Here is a 14,300-nt window from a genome sequence, read left to right as displayed (position 1 = left end):
GGCCTCTCGTCCCGGCGGGTCAGCCCGCCTTGCGCAGTTCAGGGGCAACCTTGGTGCCCAGCACCTCGATCGCCTTCAGCATCTCGGCGTGGTCGATGATCCCGATCGCCATCTGGATCGTCACCCGGTCGAAGCCCAGATCATCTTTCAGCCCGAGGATCTTGTCCACCAGCTGCGCCGGGCTGCCGACGAACATCGCGCCCTCCGGCCCGGTCCCGGCGTCGAACTGGGCGCGGGACTGCGGCGGCCAGCCGCGTTCACGGCCCAGCTGATCCATCACCGCCTTCTGCGCCGGGTAGAAGACATCCGCAGCCCGCTTGCCATCCTCGCCGACGAAACCGTGGACGTTGAGCGAGACGCGCGCCTTGTCGGCATTGCCCGCCTGTTCCGCCGCGCGACGGTAGAGATCGGCCAGCGGGGCAAAGCGGCGCGGTGCGCCCCCGATGATCGCCAGCGCCAGCGGCGTACCGAGGACACCGGCGCGGATCATCGAATCGGGCGTGCCACCGGCGGCGATCCAGATCGGCAGCTTGCCGTTCACCGGGCGGGGATAGACGCCGAGGCCATCGACCCGCTGGGTGTGGTCCGAGCCGGACCAACGCAGCTTCTCCGCCTCGTTGATCGCGAGCAGCATCTGCAGCTTCTCTTCGAAGAGCGCGTCGTAATCGTTCAGGTCATAGCCGAAGAGCGGGAAGCTCTCGATGAAACTGCCCCGCCCCACCATCAGCTCGGCCCGGCCGTCGCTGAGATTGTCGAGGGTGGCATACTGCTGGAAGACCCGCACCGGATCGTCGGAGGACAGCACAGAGACGGCCGAGGACAGGCGGATGTGCTTCGTCGTGCGCGCGGCGCCAGCCAGCACCACCGGCGGCGTGGTGATGGCATAGTTCGGGCGGTGATGCTCCCCCAGCCCGAAGACATCGAGCCCGACCTGATCGGCCAGTTCGATCTCTTCCATCAGGTTCTTCAGCCGCTGGTGCGCGTTGACCGTCTTGCCCGTCGCCGGGTCCTTGCCGATGTCGCCGAAGGTGTACAGGCCCACTTCCATGGTCGTCTCCCAGATATCCTTGGCCCCAACCTAGAGCGCACGGGCCCTGCCGCACAGGGGAGAGGACGCACAGGGCTTCTGCGGCATGCGCACAGGTCCCGAAACGCAAAACGGCGCCCCGAGGGGCGCCGTTCGCTGATCTCATGATCCGAAGAAAGCTCAGTCGCGCTCTTCGATGATCTCGACCATGTGCGAGACCTTGTTGATCATGCCGCGCACGGAAGGGGTGTCTTCCAGTTCGCGGGTCTTGTGCATCTTGTTCAGGCCCAGGCCGATCAGCGTCTGACGCTGGATGGCGGGGCGGCGGATCGGCGAGCCGACCTGCTTAACAACGATGGTTTTTGCCATTGGTCGCTCTCCTTACGCCTCTTCGGCCACTTGCGTGGACTCGGTCGGGGCCTCGTCACGCTTGGGCAGAATGTCGGCCACTTTCTTGCCACGACGCTGCGCGACCATACGGGGGCTCGACTCTTTGGTCAGGCCGTCCAGGGTGGCGCGGATCATGTTGTAGGGGTTCTGCGAACCGATCGACTTGGCGACCACGTCCTGAACGCCCAGCATCTCGAAGACGGCACGCATCGGGCCACCTGCGATGATCCCGGTACCTTGCGGTGCGGTCCGCATGACGACCTTGCCGGCACCGTGACGACCTTCGATGTCGTGGTGCAGGGTGCGGCCTTCGCGCAGCGGGACGCGGATCATCTGACGCTTGGCTTGCTCGGTTGCCTTACGGATGGCCTCGGGGACCTCCTTGGCCTTACCTTTACCAAAGCCAACGCGGCCTTTCTGGTCGCCGACAACCACGAGTGCGGCGAAGCCAAAGCGCTTACCACCTTTCACGGTTTTCGACACACGGTTGATCGCAACAAGGCGATCTGCGAATTCCGGGGCTTCCTCGCGTTCGCGGCGGTCCCGGCGGTTCTCGTCTCTGGCCATTCGGCACTCCATAACTCTGGGGCTTTCGCCCTTGCTGTCCAATCCAGGTGAAGCACCACGAGGGCGGTCTTCCCGGATCATCGAGGCGGGGGGACCCGCCTGCCCTGCCGCCCCGAGGGGCGAAAGAGAAAGGTGCGCGCGCCTCAAAAGAGACGCGCACACCCGTGTTCTGAAATCAGATCTTCAGACCTGCTTCACGCGCGGCGTCGGCCAGAGCCTTCACCTTGCCGTGGTACAGGAAGCCACCACGATCGAAGTATGCTTCTTCGATGCCGGCTTTCTTGGCGCGTTCGGCAATCGCGGCGCCCACTTTCTGGGCCGCCTCGATGTTGTTCTTGCCGACGCAGCCGAGATCCTTCTCGAGGGTCGAAGCTGCTGCGAGGGTCACGCCCTGCACGTCGTCGATCAGCTGAACGCTGATGTTCTTGTTCGAACGGTGAACCGACAGCCGCACGCGACCGGCATTCACCTTGCGAAGCTTGTTCCGGACGCGCAGGCGGCGCTTCTGGAACAGTTCCCGTTTGCTCAGTGCCATCTGTTACGTCCTTACTTCTTCTTGCCTTCCTTGCGGAAGATATACTCGCCTTTGTACTTGATCCCCTTGCCTTTGTAGGGCTCGGGAGCACGCCATTCGCGGATGTTAGCCGCAACCTGGCCGACGAGTTGCGCGTCGGTGCCTTCGATGATGACTTCGGTCGGCTTCGGGGTCGTGACAGTCACGCCCGCCGGCACGGAGAAGTCCACATCGTGCGAGTAGCCGAGGTTCAGCTTCAGGGTGTTGCCCTGAGCTGCAGCACGGTAACCCACACCGGTGATCTCAAGCTCTTTCTTGAAGCCGGAGGTCACGCCAGTCACCAGGTTCGCAACCATCGTGCGGCTCATGCCCCACTGCTGGCGCGCACGCTTCGAGGTGCCACGGGGTTTCACGGAAACCACGTTGTCCTCGACGGTGATGCTGACGTCATCGGTCGCGGTGAAGCTGTGGGTCCCTTTCGGGCCTTTCACTTCGACGGTCTGGCCGGACACGGATGCGGTGACACCCGAGGGCAGCTCGACCGGTTTTTTCCCAATACGAGACATATCCTGCTCCTTAGAAGACCGTGCAGAGGACCTCACCGCCAACATTGGCGGCGCGGGCTGCAGCGTCCGACATCACGCCCTTGGGCGTGCTGACAATCGACACACCCAGGCCCTGACGGACCGACGGGATGTCCTTGACGCCCATGTACACGCGACGGCCGGGGGTCGAAACCCGCTTGACCTCACGGATGACGGGGGCGCCGTCGAAGTACTTCAGGCTGATTTCCAGGGTCGGGTGACCGTTGGCATCGGTGCCTTTTTCATAGCCACGGATGTAGCCTTCGTCCGCCAGCACATCCAGAACCCATGCGCGGAGCTTGGAGCCGGGCGTCATGACGGTGGATTTGCCGCGCAGCTGCGCGTTGCGGATGCGGGTGAGCATATCGCCGATAGGATCGTTCATACCATGCCCTCCTTACCAGCTCGACTTAACCAGACCGGGGATCTGGCCGTTGGAGCCCAGTTCCCGCAGCATGATCCGGGAGACCTTCAGCTTACGGTAGTAAGCGTGGGGACGGCCGGTCAGCTGGCAACGGTTGTGAAGACGGGTCGCGGACGAGTTGCGGGGCAGCTCGGCCAGCTTCAGGGTGGCGCGGAAACGCTCTTCCATCGGCTTCGACTCGTCGGCGATGACTTCCTTAAGCGCGGCGCGCTTAGCGGCGTACTTCTTGACCAGCCGCTCGCGCTTCTTCTCGCGCTCGATCATAGATTTTTTAGCCATGTCTCTCTCTCCCGCGATCAGCTGTTGAAAGGCATGTTGAAAGCTTTCAACAGCGCCTTAGCTTCCGCGTCGGTCTTGGCGGTGGTGGCGATCACGATGTCCATGCCCCAGTTCTCATCGACTTTGTCGAAGTTGATCTCGGGGAAGACGATGTGCTCCTTGATGCCCATGGCGTAGTTGCCACGGCCGTCGAAGCTCTTGCCCGACACGCCGCGGAAGTCGCGGATACGGGGCATCGCAACGGTGATCAGACGGTCGAGGAATTCGTACATCCGCTCGCCGCGCAGGGTCACTTTCGCACCCAGCGGCATTTCTTCACGGACGCGGAAGCCTGCGATCGACTTTTTCGCCTTGGTGACGACAGCTTTCTGGCCCGCAATCGCGCTCAGGTCTTCCTGGGCCGATTTGGCTTTCTTGCTGTCCTTTACCGCCTCGGCACCGCAGCCGATGTTCAGGACAATCTTGTCCAGGCGGGGGATCATCATGTCGTTCGAATAGCCGAACTCTTCTTTCAGAGCGGCACGGATCGTCTCGACATACTGCGTCTTAAGACGCGGGGTATAGGTCGCGGTATCAAGCATCGATCGCATCCCCGGTGGTCTTGGCGAAACGCACCTTCTTGTCACCTTCCATGCGGAAGCCGACGCGGGTCGCTTTGCCGTTGGCATCGAGCAGGGCCAGGTTGCTCAGGTCGATCGGCAGGGCCTTGGGCAGGCGGCCACCTTGCGAGGTCTGGCTCTGACGGGTGTGACGGACGGCCATGTTGACGCCTTCCACCACGGCTTTGCCGGCTTTCGGGTCGACGGAGACGATTTCGCCTTCCTTGCCCTTGTCCTTGCCGGCCAGCACGACGACCTTGTCGCCCTTGCGGAGTTTAGCAGCCATTACAGCACCTCCGGAGCAAGCGAGATGATCTTCATGAAGTTCTTGGCGCGCAGCTCACGAACAACCGGGCCGAAGATACGCGTACCGACGGGCTCGTTGTTGTTGTTCAGGATGACGGCTGCATTGCGATCGAAGCGGATCGCGGTGCCATCTTCACGGCGAACTTCTTTGGCGGTGCGCACGACGACTGCTTTACGCACGTCGCCTTTTTTGACGCGGCCGCGCGGGATGGCTTCCTTCACGGAGACGACGATGATGTCGCCCACCGAAGCGTACTTACGCTTGGAACCACCCAGGACCTTGATGCACTGAACTCGGCGTGCGCCGGAGTTGTCAGCAACATCCAGATTGGTCTGCATCTGGATCATTTGGTTTCTCCCGACCTTTGGGGCAGCCTCAGACTGGCCTTATCCCCCAGGGTTTCGCTCATGCTGGGAGAGGCGTGGAAGCTTACGCTTCCAGCACCTCCCAACGTTTCGTCTTCGACTTCGGTGCGCATTCTTGGATGCGGACCGCGTCGCCCACCTTGAAGGTGTTGTTCTCGTCGTGAGCCCGGTACTTCTTGGACTTACGAATGGTCTTTTTCAGAACCGGGTGCGTGAAGCGGCGTTCCACCGACACGGTGACGGTCTGTGCGTTTGCGTCGGAAGTGACGACGCCTTGCAGGATACGTTTGGGCATCTGTCTTCCCCTTATTCAGCAGCCGAAGCGGCTTTTTCGTTCAGAATGGTCAGCACACGGGCCGCCTGACGGCGGGCCTGACGCATACGAGCGGGGTTTTCCAGTTGGCCGGTGGCCTGCTGAAAGCGCAGGTTGAACTGCTCTTTCTTGAGATTGGCCAGCTCTTCACGGAGCTGGTCAGGGGTCTTGTCACGGAGCTCTTGAGCGCTCATGACTCTTCCTTTCCTTCCTGGCACCGGTGGGCCCGCAAGCGGTAACCCCGAATCCGGTGGGTTATGTCAGAACAATGAGCGCTGCCTATACGCGGCACTGCCCTTCGGGTCAACAGGCAAAGGGCGATTAACGTCCGCCCTCCCCCGCCGCCCCTTCGGCGTTGAGTGCGGCCACCAGACGGGCGCGCAGCGGGGCCACGTGGCGGTTGGCGCGGGTGACCGCCTCGTAGACCTCGGGCGCGTCCCCGGCAACCATCTCGAGCGCCGCCATCATCATCTCGAAACTGCGGGTCCGGATGCGGGGCGCGGGCCCGATGTCCGCCAGCACATGGCCCAGCAGATGCGTCAGCCCCTGGCTGAGCGCCGCCTCGGTGTCATGTTCCTCTGCCGTGGCCCGAAGGACCTTGAGCCCGTGACGCGCCCTCAGGTAGGCCCCCAGCCGCCGCCAGCCCCTGCCCCGCACCGGACAGAGAACCACCTGCGCCCCTTGCAGCCCCGTGGCAGCACTCGCCGGGCCGAACATCGGGTGGGTGCCGAGGATCTCGACCCCCTCGGGCAGGAGCGCCTGCATCAGGCGGACGGGTTCTTCCTTCACCGAGCAGACGTCGAGCACCATCTGGCCGGGGTGCAGGTGAGGGGCGATCTGTTCCAGCAGCGGCCCGATCCGGGAAAGCGGCAGAGCGAGGATCAGGATATCCGCGCGCGCGGCCTCCTGCGGCGAGACACAGCGCAGGCCGAGGTCGCGGGCCTGCTGCTGCGCTTTGGGACATGGGTCGCAGATCGTCAGCGGGAACGCGGGCGCAAGGTGCCGGGCCAGAAGCTGACCGAAGGCGCCGAAGCCGAAGAGCGAGAGGGAGGGAGTGGCGGGCATTGTCTGGTCCTTGGGAGAGAGGCCAGGGTCCGCGAGTAGAGCTTGGGGGCTGAGTTCGACCGCTGGCAGGGGCAGCGGAGAACATGACGAGGCATCCGCTGATCAGATCAGCGGGTAATAGACCGTTGCGAATTGAAGGGTCGGATGCGTCATGGCTGTGGTGTAGGCCCGTCGGCGCGAGTGGTCAAGCGGGGTGTGGACCGTGAGGAGAGGTGGGGAGGGGTGTTTGCCCCACCGTGCCTCTGGCTGTCACGCGAGGCCCGCCTCGCCACGTCGCCACGTCGCCACGTCGCCACGTCGCCACGTCGCCACGTCGCCACGAAGGGCAGCGCCGGCCCGCGGGGTGGCGCAATAGCGCCGCCCCAGGGGGGCGGGACGGCGCTGCCCGGCCTGAGGCCGGGCGGGACATTTCGAGAGGCCGGGTGATCTGGGCTGGGTAGAGAGCCCCCCGTGCGCCTTGGCCAAGCCCCGTGACTTCGGATGGCATGGCAACGAAACCGAAATGGTAACGCACGACCGCGTTACACCTCTCCGAACCGCAATCCGAACTCGGGGATCAGCGGGCCAGAACGGACCAGCCCCCTAAAACGAAAACGGGCGGCCAAGGCCGCCCGTCTCTCTTATCCCTTCGTCGCCTTGTGCATCTCGGCGGCGAATTCCTTGCGCAGGCGCTTGCGGATCTCCGCGGCGTTCAGGCGCTTGCTCTCTTCCTCGGTCAGCACCTGCAACTCAGGCACCTCCACCGGTTTGCCCTGCGCATCCACCGCGACCATCGTGAAGTAGCAGGAGTTCGTGTGCCGGCTCTTGCCGGAACGGATCTCCTGCGCCTCGACACGGATCCCGATCTCCATCGAGGTCCGACCGGCGTAGTTCACGCTGGCCCGGAAGGTCACCAGCTCGCCCACGTTGATCGGCTCCTTGAACATCACCTGATCGACCGAGAGCGTCACGGCATATTGCTTGGAGTAGCGCGAGGCACAGGAGAAGGCCACGCGGTCCAGCAGGTTCAGCAGCGCGCCGCCGTGCACCTTGCCGCTGAAGTTCGCCATGTCCGGCGTCATCAGCACGGTCATTTCCAGTTTGCGCGGGTCCATCTGGGTGTCTCCTTGATGGTCGTTCGTCATGCCCGGGTCTCAGCCCCAGGAGTAGTTGAAGCTGACCGAGATCCGGTCCTCTTCGGTCATGTTCATCGGCACTTCGTGGCGCAGCCAGCTTTCCCACAGCAGCACGTCACCCACGGCGGGCTTCACGTAGATGAAGGGCTTCAGCTCGTCCGGCGCGGTCTTCTTGCGGGTGGGCGCGGCCATCATCATCGGCAGACGCGGGTCTTCCAGCTTCAGCGCCGAGGTGCCCTCGGGCATCGCCACGTAGGTGGTGCCGGAGATCACGGAATGCGGGTGGATGTGGCTGGCGTGGGTGCCGCCCTCGGGCAGGATGTTGATCCAGAGGTCTTCCAGCTTCAGCGGCTTGTCGTCCAGATCGAAGCCCAGCTCCTCGGCGAAGGCCGCGACATGGGCGTCGAGGGACTTCACCAGCTCGCCGAAGATCGGGAAGCGCCACGGCAGATCGGTCAGCGAGGCATAGGAGGTGTAGCCCGGGTAGTCGTGCTCCTCGCACCAGTCCTGCCCGGCCTCGTCATCCTCGGCGATGGAATAGCAGGAGGCTTCAAGCTCGTCGGTGTCGATCACCGGCCCGTGCTCGCGCAGCGCGGCCTGATAGAGACGGGTGACAAAGAGGGAACGGATGCTGGACATGATGGCCTCCTGTGGCGTCGGTCTGCCGGCCCCCCATACGGGCTTTTGCCGCCCCGGGATAGCCGCGGGGGCGCATTTCCCCCCTGCCCTTACAGAAAACCCCCGCCGGTGACGGCGGGGGCTCTCGATCTTGTCTATCGCTGCGGCCGGGGCCGCGGGGCGATTACCAGTCTTCGCGGACCACGATGCGGGTCTTGATCGGCAGCTTCATGGCTGCGAGGCGCAGGGCCTCACGTGCGATCTCTTCGGACACGCCGTCGATCTCGAACATGACGCGGCCCGGCTTGACCTTGGCTGCCCAGTAGTCGACCGAACCCTTACCTTTACCCATCCGGACTTCGGTGGGCTTGGAGGAGACGGCAACGTCCGGGAAGATCCGGATCCAGACACGGCCCTGACGCTTCATGTGGCGGGTCAGGGCGCGGCGTGCTGCCTCGATCTGACGCGCGGTGATGCGCTCGGGTTGGGTCGCCTTCAGGCCGAAGTGGCCGAAGTTGAGGTCGGAACCGCCTTTGGCTTGACCGTGGATACGGCCCTTATGCTGCTTGCGGAATTTTGTACGCTTGGGTTGAAGCATCTCTTATCCTCCTCAGCGACGGCCGCCAGCACCGCGGGGCGCCGGACCATCCTGAAGTTCCTGAGCCTTGCGATCCCGCGCTTGCGGATCATGTTCCATGATCTCGCCTTTGAAGATCCAGACCTTGATCCCGATGATGCCATAGGGGGTCGTGGCTTCAGAGTGCGCGTAGTCGATGTCCGCGCGCAGGGTGTGCAGGGGCACACGGCCTTCGCGGTACCATTCGGTGCGGGCGATCTCTGCGCCGCCGAGACGGCCGGCAACGTTCACGCGGATGCCGAGGGCACCCATACGCATGGCGTTCTGCACGGCACGCTTCATGGCGCGGCGGAAGGAGACACGGCGCTCCAGCTGCTGAGCGATGGACTCGCCAACCAGCTGTGCGTCGAGCTCGGGCTTGCGCACTTCAACGATGTTGAGGTGCAGTTCCGAGTCCGTCATCTTGGCCAGCTTCTTACGAAGCACCTCGATGTCGGCGCCTTTCTTACCGATGATCACGCCGGGACGTGCGGTGTGAATCGTGACGCGGCACTTCTTGTGCGGGCGCTCGATGATCACGCGGGCCACGCCGGCCTGCTTGCACTCGTCCTTGATGAACTCGCGGATTTTCACGTCTTCGAGCAGCATGTCGCCGAAGTCTTTGGTGTCCGCGTACCAGCGGCTGTCCCAGGTCCGGTTGACCTGAAGGCGCATGCCGATCGGATTGACTTTCTGACCCATTAGGCTTGCTCCTCGACCTGACGCACCAGGATGGTGATTTCCGAGAACGGCTTCATGATCTTGCCGTACCGGCCACGTGCGCGGGGACGGCCGCGTTTCATCACGAGGTTCTTGCCCACATATGCCTCGGCGACGATCAGTTCATCGACGTCCAGGTTGTGGTTGTTCTCGGCGTTCGCGATGGCGGACTGAAGGCATTTCTTCACGTCTTCCGCGATCCGCTTCTTGGAGAAGGTCAGGTCCGAAAGGGCCTTTTCGACCTTCTTGCCGCGGATCATCGCTGCAACGAGGTTCAGTTTCTGCGGGCTGGTGCGAAGCATGCGGGTTTTGGCCATCGCTTCGTTGTCTGCCACGCGGCGGGGGTTCTTTTCCTTGCCCATGACTTACTTCCGCTTCGCTTTTTTGTCGGCGGCGTGACCATAATAGGTCCGGCTCGGCGAGTATTCACCGAACTTCTGACCGATCATGTCTTCCGTGACGTTGACGGGAACATGTTTCTGACCGTTGTAGACGCCAAACGTCAGGCCCACGAATTGGGGCAGGATCGTCGAGCGGCGCGACCAGATCTTGATGACTTCGTTACGGCCGGATTCGCGTGCCGCTTCCGCCTTTTTCAGGACGTAAGCGTCAACGAAGGGGCCCTTCCAAACAGAACGTGCCATAGATTAGCGGCCCTTCTTGCGAGCGTGACGCGAGCGGACGATGTACTTGTCCGTCGCCTTGTTCTTACGGGTCCGTGCACCCTTGGTCGGCTTACCCCAGGGGGTAACCGGGTGACGACCACCGGAGGTCCGGCCTTCACCACCACCGTGGGGGTGGTCGATCGGGTTCATGACCACGCCGCGGACGCTCGGGCGGATGCCCTTGTGACGCATGCGGCCGGCTTTACCGTAGTTCTGGTTCGAGTTGTCCGGGTTCGAAACGGCACCGACGGTGGCCATGCATTCCTGACGGACCATGCGCAGTTCGCCCGACGAGAGGCGGATCTGAGCGTAGCCACCGTCACGGCCGACGAACTGGGCATAGGTGCCCGCGGCGCGTGCGATCTGGCCGCCCTTGCCGGGCTTCAGCTCGATGTTGTGCACGATGGTACCGATCGGCATGCCCGAGAAGGGCATCGCGTTACCGGGCTTGATGTCGACCTTGGAGCCGGACACGACCTTGTCGCCCACACCCAGACGCTGGGGGGCAAGAATGTACGCTTTTTCGCCATCATCGTACTGCACGAGCGCGATGAATGCGGTCCGGTTGGGGTCGTATTCGATGCGGACAACGACGCCGGTGACGTCGAACTTGTTCCGTTTGAAATCGACGATCCGATAGAGGCGTTTCGCCCCGCCGCCCTTGCGGCGCATCGTGATCCGTCCGGTGTTGTTCCGGCCGCCATTCTTCGTCAGACCCTCGGTGAGGGCCTTGACGGGGCGTCCTTTCCACAGCTCCGAACGGTCGATCAGCACCAGCCCGCGCTGGCCCGGCGTCGTCGGCTTATACGACTTAAGTGCCATGCTTTCTGTCTTCCGTTTGCTACGCGGCAGGGTCGAGCCCCGCCTATGGTTCAGCCCCCCGAAGGTGGCCAGTAGAGGGCCCCGAAGGTCCCCAGTTCAAATATCCAGAGGCCCCGGAACGAATCCGGGGCCTCCGAGATTGGGCGCGTTTAGCAGTCTTGCCCGACCGTGTCTATAGCGCGGGACGATTCAGGTGACGAAGCGGCAAAGCCCTTACGTCCTTGACCCGATAGGCGCAGCCCCTGCGCCCTCCCCTGCCCTACAGAGCCCCTTGGAAGGCCCCTGGAGGCCTACCCTGGCCGACCCTCGGGAGCCCTTGCCGGGCCCTCAAGGGCCTCGCAGCAGCTCCCAGGGCGGCCCGCAAAGCGAAAGGCCCCCCGCTTGCGCGGAGGGCCTTCCAAAGTCGTCAGACCGTATCGATCAGAGCCCGGTGGACACGTCAATCGTGTTGCCCTCTTCGAGCGTCACGTAGGCCTTCTTCACGTCTTTCCGCTTGCCCAGCATGCCGCGGAAGCGCTTGACCTTGCCCTTGGTGATGGTCGTGTTAACGGCCTTCACCTTGACATTGAACAGCGCCTCGACCGCTTCTTTGATCTGCGGCTTGTTGGCGTCGATCGACACTTCGAAGACAACCGCGTTGGCTTCGGAAGCCATGGTTGCTTTCTCGGTGATGATCGGCTTGCGGATCACGTCGTAATGTTCTGCTTTCGCGCTCATTTCAGACGAGCCTCCAGTGCTTCGACAGCCGACTTCGTGAGCACGAGGGTGTCACGCTTCAGGATGTCATAGACGTTGGCGCCCATCGACGGCAGGATGTCCAGCCCATCGATGTTTGCTGCGGCCTTGGCGAAGCCTTCGTTGACGGCGGCGCCGTCAATGATCAGCGTACGCTTCCAGCCCAGGTTCTTGACCTGCTTGGCCAGTGCGGCGGTCTTGCCCTCGGCCTCGGCCGACGCCAGGATCACCAGCGAGCCTTCTTTGGCCTTGGCCGACAGCGCGTGCTTCAGACCCAGCTTGCGGAATTTCTTCGGCAGGTCGTGGGCGTGGCTGCGCGGGGTCGGGCCCTTGTAGACGCCACCGTGACGGAAGATCGGTGCCTTGCGGGAGCCGTGGCGTGCGCCGCCGGTGCCCTTCTGGCGATAGATCTTCTTGGTCGAGTAGCTGACTTCGGACTTGGTCAGGACCTTGTGGGTACCGGCCTGCGCGCGGGCGCGCTGCCAGCGGACCACGCGGTGCAGGATGTCCGCACGGGGCTCCAGGCCGAAGATCTCGTCGCCGAGATCGACGGAACCGGCCGACGAGCCGTCCAGATTGATCACGTCGATTTTCATTCTTCGCCTTCCTTCTTCTCGGCCTCGATCGAAGCTTCAGCTTCTTTCAGGGCGGCCTCTTCAGCGGCGGCTTGCTCGGCTGCTGCTGCTTCTGCTGCTGCGGCTTCCTCGGCGGCGGCCTGTGCGGCGGCTTCCTCGGCGAGACGCTTGGCTTCTTCAGCGGCGGACTTCAGAGCGGCGGGCAGGATCGCGTTCTCGGGGAACGGTTTCTTGACGGCGTCCTTGACGGTCACCCAGCCACCCTTGGAGCCGGGAACGGCACCCTTGATGAAGACCAGGCCACGCTCGCTGTCGGTCTTGACGACCTGCAGGTTCTGCGTGGTGACACGGACGGCACCCATGTGGCCTGCCATCTTCTTGCCTTTGAACACCTTGCCCGGGTCCTGACACTGACCCGTCGAACCGTGCGAACGGTGCGAGATCGAGACACCGTGCGAGGCACGCAGACCGCCGAAGTTGTGACGCTTCATGGCACCAGCGAAGCCCTTACCGATCGACGTGCCGGACACGTCGACGAACTGGCCTTCGAAGTAATGGTCTGCGGTGATTTCCTCACCGACGTTGATCAGGTTCTCTGCGTCAACGCGGAACTCGGCGACCTTGCGCTTGGGTTCGACGTTGGCGGCGGAGAAGTGACCGCGCATGGCTTTGGAAGTGCGCTTGGCTTTCGCCGAGCCGGCGCCGAGCTGAACAGCCGAGTAGCCGTCCTTGTCGGAGGTCCGCTGTGCCACGACTTGCAGCTTGTCCAGCTGCAGCACGGTCACGGGGATCTGCTTGCCGTCTTCCATGAACAGGCGGGTCATCCCCACCTTCTTTGCGATGATACCGGAACGGAGCATCAGTTGGACCCTCCTTAAACCTTGATCTCGACGTCGACGCCAGCAGCGAGGTCGAGCTTCATCAGCGCGTCCACGGTCTGCGGGGTCGGGTCCACGATGTCCAGAAGCCGCTTGTGGGTGCGGATCTCGAACTGGTCACGGGACTTCTTGTCGATGTGAGGGCCACGGAGAACCGTGAACTTCTCGATCTTGTTCGGCAGCGGGATCGGGCCACGAACCGTCGCGCCAGTGCGCTTGGCCGTGTTCACGATTTCCGCGGTGCTGGCGTCCAGCACGCGGTAATCGAATGCCTTCAGCCGGATGCGAATGGTTTGACCTTGCATGTCATTCAGCCTTCTTCGGCGTTGGAGTTGAGAGGAGGAGCCGGGTTCATTCCCTGCCCCTCTTCGAACCCGAGCGGCGGGCCGGAGCCCGCCGTTTTGGTAAGTCGGCTGGGCTTTAAGGCCCAGCCGTCGATGTGTCAATCAGAACGGTTGCCCGTTCGTCAGATCACTTGATGATTTTCGAGACGACGCCCGAGCCGACGGTGCGGCCGCCTTCACGGATGGCGAAGCGGAGCTTCTCTTCCATCGCGATCGGGGCGATCAGTTCGACTTCGAACTTCAGGTTGTCGCCGGGCATGACCATCTCGGTGCCTTCGGGCAGCTTGACGGTGCCGGTGACGTCCGTGGTGCGGAAGTAGAACTGCGGACGGTAGTTCGCGAAGAACGGAGTGTGACGGCCGCCTTCTTCCTTGGTCAGGATGTAGGCTTCGGCCTCGAACTCGGTGTGGGGCTTCACGGAGCCGGGCTTGCAGAGCACCTGGCCACGTTCCACGCCTTCACGGTCGATACCGCGCAGCAGCGCGCCGATGTTGTCGCCAGCTTCACCGCGGTCGAGCAGCTTGCGGAACATTTCCACGCCGGTGCAGGTGGTTTTCTTGGTGTCGCGGATGCCGACGATTTCGAGTTCGTCGCCAACGTTCACCACGCCACGCTCGACGCGGCCGGTCACAACCGTACCACGGCCCGAGATCGAGAACACGTCTTCGATCGGCATCAGGAAGGGCTGGTCCACGGCACGTGCCGGCTGGGGGATGTACTCGTCCACAGCCGCCATCAGTTCGCGGATCTTGTTCTCGCCGATGGCTTCGTCACGGCC

At 63.2% G+C, this 14,300-nt stretch carries 25 protein-coding genes; all 25 read right to left on the bottom strand.

All coding sequences use genetic code 11. The features are described from left to right. Positions 1–19: 19 nt before the first annotated feature. Positions 20–1,048, bottom strand: coding sequence for an Atu2307/SP_0267 family LLM class monooxygenase (locus tag LCM32_RS20230; protein ID WP_224822898.1), 1,029 nt, complete (start codon positions 1,046–1,048; stop codon positions 20–22). Between the two features lie 159 nt (positions 1,049–1,207). Next, on the bottom strand, positions 1,208–1,396 hold the full coding sequence (gene rpmD, locus LCM32_RS20225; RefSeq protein ID WP_222492200.1) for a 50S ribosomal protein L30: 189 nt from the start codon (positions 1,394–1,396) through the stop codon (positions 1,208–1,210). 12 nt (positions 1,397–1,408) lie between these two features. Further along, entirely contained in the window at positions 1,409–1,984 is a 576-nt protein-coding gene (rpsE, locus tag LCM32_RS20220) for a 30S ribosomal protein S5 (protein ID WP_224822897.1), read from the bottom strand. 175 nt (positions 1,985–2,159) lie between these two features. Then, complete coding sequence (gene rplR / locus LCM32_RS20215) at positions 2,160–2,519, bottom strand: 50S ribosomal protein L18 (RefSeq protein WP_224822896.1); 360 nt, start codon at positions 2,517–2,519, stop codon at positions 2,160–2,162. An 11-nt stretch (positions 2,520–2,530) separates the two neighbouring features. Continuing rightward, complete coding sequence (gene rplF, locus LCM32_RS20210) at positions 2,531–3,064, bottom strand: 50S ribosomal protein L6 (RefSeq protein ID WP_224822895.1); 534 nt, start codon at positions 3,062–3,064, stop codon at positions 2,531–2,533. A gap of 10 nt (positions 3,065–3,074) precedes the next feature. Then, complete coding sequence (gene rpsH / locus LCM32_RS20205; RefSeq protein WP_224822894.1) at positions 3,075–3,467, bottom strand: 30S ribosomal protein S8; 393 nt, start codon at positions 3,465–3,467, stop codon at positions 3,075–3,077. A 12-nt stretch (positions 3,468–3,479) separates the two neighbouring features. Then, complete coding sequence (rpsN, locus tag LCM32_RS20200) at positions 3,480–3,785, bottom strand: 30S ribosomal protein S14 (protein WP_222492190.1); 306 nt, start codon at positions 3,783–3,785, stop codon at positions 3,480–3,482. 17 nt (positions 3,786–3,802) lie between these two features. Beyond that, the gene (rplE, locus tag LCM32_RS20195) at positions 3,803–4,366 is read right to left on the bottom strand and encodes a 50S ribosomal protein L5 (RefSeq protein ID WP_222492188.1); all 564 of its coding nucleotides are present in this window, start codon (positions 4,364–4,366) and stop codon (positions 3,803–3,805) included. Continuing rightward, a complete protein-coding gene (gene rplX / locus LCM32_RS20190; protein ID WP_224822893.1) occupies positions 4,359–4,670 on the bottom strand; it encodes a 50S ribosomal protein L24 in 312 nt (103 codons plus the stop codon). Before rplX ends, rplE begins: the two co-directional genes overlap by 8 nt. Further along, complete coding sequence (gene rplN, locus LCM32_RS20185; RefSeq protein ID WP_005621870.1) at positions 4,670–5,038, bottom strand: 50S ribosomal protein L14; 369 nt, start codon at positions 5,036–5,038, stop codon at positions 4,670–4,672. The genes rplX and rplN overlap by 1 nt, the downstream gene beginning before the upstream one ends. A gap of 82 nt (positions 5,039–5,120) precedes the next feature. Beyond that, positions 5,121–5,351, bottom strand: coding sequence for a 30S ribosomal protein S17 (gene rpsQ, locus LCM32_RS20180; RefSeq protein WP_222492184.1), 231 nt, complete (start codon positions 5,349–5,351; stop codon positions 5,121–5,123). Positions 5,352–5,362: 11 nt separating this feature from the next. Next, positions 5,363–5,563 carry a 50S ribosomal protein L29 gene (rpmC, locus tag LCM32_RS20175; protein WP_222492182.1) on the bottom strand — a complete coding sequence of 67 codons (201 nt, stop codon included), beginning with the start codon at positions 5,561–5,563 and terminating at the stop codon, positions 5,363–5,365. A gap of 127 nt (positions 5,564–5,690) precedes the next feature. Then, positions 5,691–6,434, bottom strand: a complete 744-nt coding sequence (locus LCM32_RS20170) for a prephenate dehydrogenase (RefSeq protein WP_224822892.1) — start codon at positions 6,432–6,434, stop codon at positions 5,691–5,693. A gap of 620 nt (positions 6,435–7,054) precedes the next feature. Further along, positions 7,055–7,528, bottom strand: coding sequence for an acyl-CoA thioesterase (locus LCM32_RS20165; RefSeq protein ID WP_224822891.1), 474 nt, complete (start codon positions 7,526–7,528; stop codon positions 7,055–7,057). A gap of 39 nt (positions 7,529–7,567) precedes the next feature. After that, on the bottom strand, positions 7,568–8,188 hold the full coding sequence (locus tag LCM32_RS20160; RefSeq protein ID WP_224822890.1) for a 2OG-Fe(II) oxygenase family protein: 621 nt from the start codon (positions 8,186–8,188) through the stop codon (positions 7,568–7,570). Positions 8,189–8,351: 163 nt separating this feature from the next. Beyond that, positions 8,352–8,765: a 50S ribosomal protein L16 gene (rplP, locus tag LCM32_RS20155; protein WP_224822889.1), complete on the bottom strand. Its 414-nt coding sequence runs from the start codon at positions 8,763–8,765 to the stop codon at positions 8,352–8,354. A 12-nt stretch (positions 8,766–8,777) separates the two neighbouring features. Continuing rightward, on the bottom strand, positions 8,778–9,485 hold the full coding sequence (gene rpsC, locus LCM32_RS20150) for a 30S ribosomal protein S3 (RefSeq protein WP_224822888.1): 708 nt from the start codon (positions 9,483–9,485) through the stop codon (positions 8,778–8,780). Next, positions 9,485–9,865 (bottom strand): 50S ribosomal protein L22, encoded by a 381-nt coding sequence (rplV, locus tag LCM32_RS20145; protein WP_224822887.1) that lies wholly within the window; start codon positions 9,863–9,865, stop codon positions 9,485–9,487. Before rplV ends, rpsC begins: the two co-directional genes overlap by 1 nt. A gap of 3 nt (positions 9,866–9,868) precedes the next feature. Further along, entirely contained in the window at positions 9,869–10,147 is a 279-nt protein-coding gene (gene rpsS, locus LCM32_RS20140) for a 30S ribosomal protein S19 (protein ID WP_222492168.1), read from the bottom strand. 3 nt (positions 10,148–10,150) lie between these two features. Continuing rightward, entirely contained in the window at positions 10,151–10,990 is an 840-nt protein-coding gene (gene rplB / locus LCM32_RS20135; RefSeq protein WP_224822886.1) for a 50S ribosomal protein L2, read from the bottom strand. A 420-nt stretch (positions 10,991–11,410) separates the two neighbouring features. Then, the gene (locus LCM32_RS20130; RefSeq protein WP_222492164.1) at positions 11,411–11,707 is read right to left on the bottom strand and encodes a 50S ribosomal protein L23; all 297 of its coding nucleotides are present in this window, start codon (positions 11,705–11,707) and stop codon (positions 11,411–11,413) included. Beyond that, positions 11,704–12,321, bottom strand: a complete 618-nt coding sequence (rplD, locus tag LCM32_RS20125) for a 50S ribosomal protein L4 (RefSeq protein ID WP_224822885.1) — start codon at positions 12,319–12,321, stop codon at positions 11,704–11,706. The genes LCM32_RS20130 and rplD overlap by 4 nt, the downstream gene beginning before the upstream one ends. Then, entirely contained in the window at positions 12,318–13,160 is an 843-nt protein-coding gene (gene rplC, locus LCM32_RS20120) for a 50S ribosomal protein L3 (protein WP_224822884.1), read from the bottom strand. Before rplC ends, rplD begins: the two co-directional genes overlap by 4 nt. Positions 13,161–13,174: 14 nt before the next feature. Continuing rightward, complete coding sequence (rpsJ, locus tag LCM32_RS20115) at positions 13,175–13,483, bottom strand: 30S ribosomal protein S10 (RefSeq protein WP_224822883.1); 309 nt, start codon at positions 13,481–13,483, stop codon at positions 13,175–13,177. Between the two features lie 166 nt (positions 13,484–13,649). Beyond that, positions 13,650–14,300, bottom strand: a 651-nt coding sequence (locus LCM32_RS20110; RefSeq protein WP_263618263.1) for an EF-Tu/IF-2/RF-3 family GTPase, incomplete at its 5' end; no start/stop codon positions are given.

This window comes from Pseudooceanicola nanhaiensis, assembly GCF_020171315.1.
GTDB lineage: Bacteria > Pseudomonadota > Alphaproteobacteria > Rhodobacterales > Rhodobacteraceae > Pseudooceanicola > Pseudooceanicola nanhaiensis_A.
This window is presented reverse-complemented; position numbering and strand designations above follow the sequence as displayed.

Bases quoted from the DNA above. Each gene is read 5' to 3' on its own strand.
- LCM32_RS20230 (WP_224822898.1), bottom strand. From the start codon at position 1,048: ATGGAAGTGGGCCTGTACACCTTCGGCGACATCGGCAAGGACCCGGCG.
- rpmD (WP_222492200.1), bottom strand. From the start codon at position 1,396: ATGGCAAAAACCATCGTTGTTAAGCAGGTCGGCTCGCCGATCCGCCGC.
- rpsE (WP_224822897.1), bottom strand. From the start codon at position 1,984: ATGGCCAGAGACGAGAACCGCCGGGACCGCCGCGAACGCGAGGAAGCC.
- rplR (WP_224822896.1), bottom strand. From the start codon at position 2,519: ATGGCACTGAGCAAACGGGAACTGTTCCAGAAGCGCCGCCTGCGCGTC.
- rplF (WP_224822895.1), bottom strand. From the start codon at position 3,064: ATGTCTCGTATTGGGAAAAAACCGGTCGAGCTGCCCTCGGGTGTCACC.
- rpsH (WP_224822894.1), bottom strand. From the start codon at position 3,467: ATGAACGATCCTATCGGCGATATGCTCACCCGCATCCGCAACGCGCAG.
- rpsN (WP_222492190.1), bottom strand. From the start codon at position 3,785: ATGGCTAAAAAATCTATGATCGAGCGCGAGAAGAAGCGCGAGCGGCTG.
- rplE (WP_222492188.1), bottom strand. From the start codon at position 4,366: ATGCTTGATACCGCGACCTATACCCCGCGTCTTAAGACGCAGTATGTC.
- rplX (WP_224822893.1), bottom strand. From the start codon at position 4,670: ATGGCTGCTAAACTCCGCAAGGGCGACAAGGTCGTCGTGCTGGCCGGC.
- rplN (WP_005621870.1), bottom strand. From the start codon at position 5,038: ATGATCCAGATGCAGACCAATCTGGATGTTGCTGACAACTCCGGCGCA.
- rpsQ (WP_222492184.1), bottom strand. From the start codon at position 5,351: ATGCCCAAACGTATCCTGCAAGGCGTCGTCACTTCCGACGCAAACGCA.
- rpmC (WP_222492182.1), bottom strand. From the start codon at position 5,563: ATGAGCGCTCAAGAGCTCCGTGACAAGACCCCTGACCAGCTCCGTGAA.
- LCM32_RS20170 (WP_224822892.1), bottom strand. From the start codon at position 6,434: ATGCCCGCCACTCCCTCCCTCTCGCTCTTCGGCTTCGGCGCCTTCGGT.
- LCM32_RS20165 (WP_224822891.1), bottom strand. From the start codon at position 7,528: ATGGACCCGCGCAAACTGGAAATGACCGTGCTGATGACGCCGGACATG.
- LCM32_RS20160 (WP_224822890.1), bottom strand. From the start codon at position 8,188: ATGTCCAGCATCCGTTCCCTCTTTGTCACCCGTCTCTATCAGGCCGCG.
- rplP (WP_224822889.1), bottom strand. From the start codon at position 8,765: ATGCTTCAACCCAAGCGTACAAAATTCCGCAAGCAGCATAAGGGCCGT.
- rpsC (WP_224822888.1), bottom strand. From the start codon at position 9,485: ATGGGTCAGAAAGTCAATCCGATCGGCATGCGCCTTCAGGTCAACCGG.
- rplV (WP_224822887.1), bottom strand. From the start codon at position 9,865: ATGGGCAAGGAAAAGAACCCCCGCCGCGTGGCAGACAACGAAGCGATG.
- rpsS (WP_222492168.1), bottom strand. From the start codon at position 10,147: ATGGCACGTTCTGTTTGGAAGGGCCCCTTCGTTGACGCTTACGTCCTG.
- rplB (WP_224822886.1), bottom strand. From the start codon at position 10,990: ATGGCACTTAAGTCGTATAAGCCGACGACGCCGGGCCAGCGCGGGCTG.
- LCM32_RS20130 (WP_222492164.1), bottom strand. From the start codon at position 11,707: ATGAGCGCGAAAGCAGAACATTACGACGTGATCCGCAAGCCGATCATC.
- rplD (WP_224822885.1), bottom strand. From the start codon at position 12,321: ATGAAAATCGACGTGATCAATCTGGACGGCTCGTCGGCCGGTTCCGTC.
- rplC (WP_224822884.1), bottom strand. From the start codon at position 13,160: ATGCTCCGTTCCGGTATCATCGCAAAGAAGGTGGGGATGACCCGCCTG.
- rpsJ (WP_224822883.1), bottom strand. From the start codon at position 13,483: ATGCAAGGTCAAACCATTCGCATCCGGCTGAAGGCATTCGATTACCGC.